The organism is Caulobacter sp. DWR2-3-1b2 (assembly GCF_049896345.1).
Lineage (GTDB): Bacteria > Pseudomonadota > Alphaproteobacteria > Caulobacterales > Caulobacteraceae > Caulobacter.
The window spans coordinates 178732-184731 of record NZ_JAFCUC010000002.1; the positions used below are offsets into that span (position 1 = coordinate 178732).

Below are 6000 nucleotides of genomic sequence, written 5' to 3' on the forward strand. Positions count from 1 at the left end.
CATGGGCCTATATCAGCGGTCGCGCGCCGGCTCTAGTCGATTTCCAGTCTGTTTGGTCGCACCCTGGATTAACCAGACCTCAAACCTCCTGCACGATCTTGTCACCTGAGATTGTATGGTTGGAGCGGTTTGTTGGACCTGCTGCGCGAAAGTCGAGGCGGAACGCGCGTGCTGCGCGGACTGGCCGTGGCCGCCCTGGGCTCGGCCGGGCTGGTGGCCTGCGCCACACCGCAACCGCGTCTGGCGATCCACCAGGCTCCGTCGGCGAGACCCTATTCCGGTCCACCGGCGCCCGGTTCGACCACCGGTTTGCGTGGCACCGAAAAGCCGTATCAGATCAAGGGCGTCTGGTACTATCCCAAGGCCGATCCGCGCTATGACGAGCAGGGGATCGGTTCCTGGTACGGTGAGCAGTTTCATAATCGCCGCACCGCCAATGGCGAGATTTTCGACATGGACATGCCGTCGGCGGCGCACAAGACGCTGCCGCTACCGAGCGTCGTCGAGGTCACCAATCTGGACAATGGCCGCAAGATGAAGCTGCGGGTTAATGACCGCGGGCCGTTCGTCGACGGCAGGATCATCGACCTGTCCAAAGCCGCCGCCGAACAGTTGGGTTATGGCCGAGCCGGCGTCGCTCACGTCCGGGTTCGGTACATAGGGCCAGCGGGCAAGACGCCTTTCGATGAGCGTCGAATCATCGCCGCCGCGCCGCCACAGTCTGAATCGCGTTACGCGCCGCCCACCAAGGCCCGGGTCTATGCTGGCGGTCTGCCACCAGCTCAGCCAGCCTACGGCGCGACGCCCCCGCCGAAGGCCCCCGATCGGGACTATGCCGCGTCTCTTCCCATGGTCGACGCGCCCCCTGCGCCATCCGCGTCGCCCGCGCCATCCGCGCCGATCGCGACGATCGCGACGAGCTATCGCATCCAGGCCGGCTCCTTCGCCAATCTCGACAACGCCGAGCGCGCCGCCGCGCAGCTGAGCGGAGCGGGGCGGGCCTCGATCGAGCCCGTAGAGCGCAGCCAAGGCGTCCTGTACCGCGTGGTTGTCACGGCCGGATCCGACGAGGGCGAGGCCTTCGGCATGCGCGATCGGGTCGCCGCCTTGGGCTTTTCAGACGCGACGGTTCTTCGACCTTAAAGGGGTCTGGACAAGAGGCGCGATCCGGCCGAATTGAAGCCGGTGACCAACGGTGTTTTCATCAGTTTCGAAGGCGGCGAGGGGGCTGGAAAGTCCACCCAGATCCGTCGTCTGGCCGAGCGCCTGAAGGCGGACGGCGCCGACGTGGTGCTGACCCGTGAGCCGGGCGGCAGCCCCGGGGCCGAGCAGATTCGCGACCTGATCCTGAACGGCGAGGTCGATCGCTGGTCGCCGATCACCGAGACCCTGCTGATGTACGCTTCGCGTCGTGATCATCTGGAACGGGTGATACGCCCCGCTTTGCAACGCGGAGCGATCGTGCTGTGCGATCGCTTCGCCGACAGCACCCAGGCCTATCAAGGCGCGGGGGGCGACGCGCCGCTCTCGCTGATCAAGGCGCTGGAGGACCATGTCCTGGGCGGCACGCTTCCCGACCTGACCCTGATCTTCGACCTGCCCGCCCAGGCGGGGCTGGAGCGCGCCATGGCGCGAGGCGGCGAGGCGAGGTTCGAGTCCAAGGGCATTGAATTCCATGAACGCCTGGGCGCGGCCTTCCTCGAGATCGCCCGGCGCGAACCGGAGCGCTGCGTGGTCATCGAGGCGGCCGGCGATATCGACGCGGTGTGGACCGATGTCTGGAACGCCGTTTCCACGCGATTGGGTCTCTGAACGTGGACGCGCCGCCGCATCCTCGCGACGTCTTTCGCATCGACGGCGTGGAGAGCGCCGAACTGGCCTTCCTCGACGCCCTGGATCGCGGCAGGCTCCACCATGCCTGGCTGCTGACGGGGCCGGAGGGCGTCGGCAAGGCGACCCTGGCCTATCGCATGGCCCGCCGTCTGTTGGGCGCCAGGCCCGATCCCGCCTTCGGGCCGCTGGGCGCCTCGCCCACCGACGTGGTCAGCCGCCAGGTCGCCGCCCGCTCTCACCCCGACCTGATGGTGCTGGAGCGCGAGACCGACGACGGCAAGGCCCGCAAGTCGATCCCCGTGGACGAGGCGCGCCAATTGCCGGCCTTCTTCGCTAATTCGCCGGCTGTTTCGCCCTACCGGGTGGCGATCATCGACGCGGCCGACGACCTGAACGTCAACGCCGCTAACGCTGTTCTGAAAACGCTCGAGGAACCGCCGGCCAAGGCCGTGATCCTGCTGGTCAGTCATTCGCCGGGTCGGCTGCTGCCCACCATCCGCTCGCGTTGCCGCCGCCTGGTGGTGCCCGCCCCCGACATGGCAAAAGCGGCCGCCATGGTCGAGGAACGGGCGGGGGTCTCGTCACATGACGCCGATCGCCTGGCCCGCATGGCCAAGGGCGCGCCGGGACGAGCCCTGCAGCTGGCCGCTGCGGGAGCCCTGGCCGCCGACGACGCGGCCGGTGAGATCCTGCGCAAGCTGCCGGACCTGGACGAGGGCGCGTTGCTGGCCCTGGCCGACACTTTCAAGGGAGCCGAGGGCGCGGGCCGCTTCGAGTTGCTGTTCGATCGGCTGGGCGACCAGATCCACGCCATGGCCACCGGCATGGCCGGCGAGGGCGTGCCTGCGGGCCTGGACCGCTGGGTGGCCGCTTGGGAGAAGATCATGCGCGCTCCGGGGGAGGCCGAGGCCATCAACCTCGACCGCGCCGACGTCTTTTGGACCGCGATCATGGACTTGCGCGCCGCCGCCCGAGCGGCGAACTAGCGCCATGCTGATCGACAGTCATGTAAACCTGCACGCCAAACAATACGACGAAGACCGCGACGCGGTGATCGATCGCGCTCGCCTCGCCGGCATCCAACTGATGGTGACGATCTGCGACAAGATCCCGTCCTTCGAAGCCGTTCACGCCATCGCCATGGCCCAGGACGACATCTGGTGCACGGTCGGGGCTCATCCGCACGAGGCCAAGGATCATATCGACCTGACGACCGAGCGCCTGGTCGAACTGGCGGGGCGGCCCAAGGTGATCGGCATCGGCGAGACCGGCCTCGACTTCCACTATGATTTCAGCCCGCGCGACGTGCAGGCCCTGGTGTTTCGCGCCCATGTGGCGGCGGCGCGCCAGACCGGCCTGCCGCTGGTGGTTCACACCCGCGAAGCCGACGAACTCATGGGCGACATCCTTGAGGAGGAACACGCTCGCGGACCGTTCAAGATCCTGATGCATTGCTATACCAGCGGGGCGGACCTCGCGAAACGGATGGCGGCCTTGGGAGCGTGGTTCTCGGTTTCGGGTATCGCCACCTTCAAGCAGGCCCAAGACGTGCGGGACATCGTCGCCGACATGCCGGAAGGCAAGATCATTCTTGAGACCGACTGTCCCTACCTGGCGCCCGTGCCGATGCGTGGTCGGCGCAATGAGCCCGCTTACCTGCCTCATGTCCTCGACAAGCTGGCCGAAATCCGTGGCTGGAGCCGGGCGGAAGCCGAGCAACGCACCGAGGACGCCTTCTTCGCATTGTTTGACCGGATTCCTCGCCCGTGACCGCAAGGCTGGAGTTCACGATCCTGGGCTCCGGCTCGTCCGGCGGCGTGCCGCGCGCGGACGGCAACTGGGGTGATTGCGATCCGGCCGAGCCTAAGAACCTGCGGACGCGTTGTTCGATGCTGGTCCGCCGGCCAGGCGGGCAGGGCGCGACCGAGGACACCACCGTGGTGGTCGATACCGCGCCGGATTTCCGGTTGCAGGCGGTGAGGGCGGGGGTCAAGCGGGTGGACGCTTGCCTGTTCACCCATGACCACGCCGACCAGGCCCATGGCATTGACGACCTGCGGCCCTTCTTCCTCAACCAGCGACGGCGAGTGCCGACGCATATGGACGAGGCCACCTCGATCAGCCTGCACAAACGCTTCGACTACATCTTCGAAAGTCGCGGAGGTTATCCCGCCATCTGCGAGGCGAGACCCGTGCCGTCTTTCGGTGAGGCCTGGTCCATTGAAGGTCCGAGCGGGGCGATCCCGGTGACGACCTTCGATGTCGATCATGGCGAGATACGGGCCGTTGGCTACCGGTTTGGCGGCGTGGCCTATACGCCCGACGTGCTCGACATCCCCGACGAAAGCTGGTGGGCGCTGGCGGATCTGGACGTCTGGATCGTCGACGCCCTACGCTGGACTCCGCATCCTACTCACGCCCACGTGGCCAAGGCGCTGGACTGGATCGCACGCGCCAAGCCGCGTCGCGCCATCCTGACCAATCTTCACATCGATCTGGATTTCAACGCCCTGGCGGCGAAACTTCCGCCTGGCGTTGAGCCGGCCTATGACGGGTTGCGGTTCGAGGTCTGAGAGCCGTCGGGTCCTGGATCAGTCCGAGCTCTTGTCACCCGCCGCGAGCGCTTGAATACCGGCCGGCGTGATCACCCATCCGGCCCCGGTCCGCTCGGCCAGGCCCAACTCGGTCAAGGCGCGCGCGTCGGCGATATTGATCCAGTCGACATGCTCCCCCGCCTTTTTGCGAGAAAGGTTCGCCAAGGCGGTGAATTGGCCTGAAGACAGCGTCATTCTACTCCCCGCCTGACAGTTGACCATGAGCGGCGACGACGCGGCGGCCGCTGACGCGTTCAAGCGCCTGATGCATTCGCAGGATCTGGCCGCCAAGGCTGGTGACGTCATCTTGGAGTTGGGCGTTGCGGCGTTTGAGGTCGTCGTTTTCTCGGCGGACGATCTGCGCGTCATCGTCGGTCATAGGTCAGCGCCGCTTGTGTCGATCATGGGGGTGTGTCGAATCACCGCGCGAAGCAGCATCGCCCGCCGCGGTGTCAGGTCCGCAGCTTTCAGCTCCAGCCGAGCGCCCTCGACGATCTGGCCCTTGTGGCGATTGCCCAGGAAGAACGCCTCCGCCCGGATTTCCCGCGCGGACACCTTCTGCCTTCCGATGGACTCCAGCAACGCGCTCCAGGGCGTCATCCGCAGACCACATGCTCTGTCGCTCGCGGCCGTGGAAGGTCGGACATGACGTCCTTTCAGGCCAGCGATCCCGCGAAACGCGGGGCGAACACTGACGTCACCTTCTATAACGCGATCCTACCCCAATAGCTTCCGACGGTTTCACCGGGTAGGCGCCGCGCCTCCTGAAGCCGCCCGCAGCCGGCCAGGAAATTCGTCGGGCTCGCCAGGTAGCGCACCGCCAGCGCCTTGACCGTGTCGTCCAACGTCCGGTCGCCATAGGCCGCAGCAACGGCCGTGAACAGCGGCAGGGCTTCGGGCGCGGCCTCTTCAGGTTTCAACTCGGGATAGGGAAAGCTGGCCTCGCGGCCCACTTGGGGCGCCCAGGAAACTGAACGCCGCGCGCGGGCCACAGCCGTCCTCGGTTTGATAGCGCCACAGATCAAGGTCCACGCAGCGGCCGAACTGCGCCGTGCCAACCAGCGCCTCCAGCGCGAAGCGAAGCCGGCCAACGGCGCGCCATAAGCAGGTTGCGGCCGTGAAAACGCAGGCCATTCCTCTGGCCTGAGCCCGGTCGACGATCGCAGGGATTTTATCGCGCCGGACCTAGGGTTTAACCCCATGGCGGCCAGTCTTGGTCAACGGCAATCTGGAATGGCTCGCGGTCGAGGCGTCACCCCCGATAGCCCTTGACGGCCGTGGTTTGCTCATCCCCCAAGAGCCGAGCCACGGTGGCGGGTCGAGAGCCGATCGGCGTGTCCCGACGCATGCCCGGTCGGCTCTCTCTACCGCTAATCATCGGTCACGCTGAAGATAAGGTGCTCGGACCCCATGGCCGGGCCCGGCTCGCTGTGCGCCGTTGCATCCAGGCATCTCGATGAAGCGAGGTTGGCCTTCGATGCATCGGGGGGGGGGGGGGGGGGGGGGGGGCCCCCCCCCCAACCGTGCCAAGAGCAAAAACAGCAGGTTGGGAATGGGGAACCAGACGGGGAAC

General features: G+C 66.6%; 8 protein-coding genes. 6 read left to right on the forward strand and 2 right to left on the reverse strand.

Going from position 1 to position 6000, the window contains the following annotated elements:
* Window positions 1-132: 132 nt before the first annotated feature.
* Genes ACP694_RS07205 through ACP694_RS07225 form a run of 5 tightly spaced genes read left to right on the forward strand, consistent with a single transcriptional unit; the run spans window position 133 to window position 4406 of the window.
* Window positions 133-1143: a septal ring lytic transglycosylase RlpA family protein gene (locus tag ACP694_RS07205; protein ID WP_426011457.1), complete on the forward strand. Its 1011-nt coding sequence runs from the start codon at window positions 133-135 to the stop codon at window positions 1141-1143.
* Between the two features lie 42 nt (window positions 1144-1185).
* On the forward strand, window positions 1186-1812 hold the full coding sequence (gene tmk / locus ACP694_RS07210) for a dTMP kinase (RefSeq protein ID WP_426011458.1): 627 nt from the start codon (window positions 1186-1188) through the stop codon (window positions 1810-1812).
* Window positions 1813-1814: 2 nt separating this feature from the next.
* Window positions 1815-2819 carry a DNA polymerase III subunit delta' gene (locus tag ACP694_RS07215; RefSeq protein WP_426011459.1) on the forward strand — a complete coding sequence of 335 codons (1005 nt, stop codon included), beginning with the start codon at window positions 1815-1817 and terminating at the stop codon, window positions 2817-2819.
* A 4-nt stretch (window positions 2820-2823) separates the two neighbouring features.
* The gene (locus ACP694_RS07220; RefSeq protein ID WP_426011460.1) at window positions 2824-3603 is read left to right on the forward strand and encodes a TatD family hydrolase; all 780 of its coding nucleotides are present in this window, start codon (window positions 2824-2826) and stop codon (window positions 3601-3603) included.
* Window positions 3600-4406 (forward strand): MBL fold metallo-hydrolase, encoded by an 807-nt coding sequence (locus ACP694_RS07225; protein WP_426011461.1) that lies wholly within the window; start codon window positions 3600-3602, stop codon window positions 4404-4406. Before ACP694_RS07220 ends, ACP694_RS07225 begins: the two co-directional genes overlap by 4 nt.
* 18 nt (window positions 4407-4424) lie before the next feature.
* Here ACP694_RS07225 and ACP694_RS07230 read toward each other — a convergent pair whose 3' ends face one another.
* The gene (locus ACP694_RS07230; RefSeq protein ID WP_426011462.1) at window positions 4425-4622 is read right to left on the reverse strand and encodes a hypothetical protein; all 198 of its coding nucleotides are present in this window, start codon (window positions 4620-4622) and stop codon (window positions 4425-4427) included.
* Between the two features lie 25 nt (window positions 4623-4647).
* Here ACP694_RS07230 and ACP694_RS07235 point away from each other — a divergent pair, with 25 nt between their 5' ends.
* The gene (locus ACP694_RS07235; RefSeq protein WP_426011463.1) at window positions 4648-5076 is read left to right on the forward strand and encodes a hypothetical protein; all 429 of its coding nucleotides are present in this window, start codon (window positions 4648-4650) and stop codon (window positions 5074-5076) included.
* A 55-nt stretch (window positions 5077-5131) separates the two neighbouring features.
* Here ACP694_RS07235 and ACP694_RS07240 read toward each other — a convergent pair whose 3' ends face one another.
* Complete coding sequence (locus ACP694_RS07240; RefSeq protein WP_426011464.1) at window positions 5132-5380, reverse strand: hypothetical protein; 249 nt, start codon at window positions 5378-5380, stop codon at window positions 5132-5134.
* Between the last annotated feature and the right edge of the window lie 620 nt (window positions 5381-6000).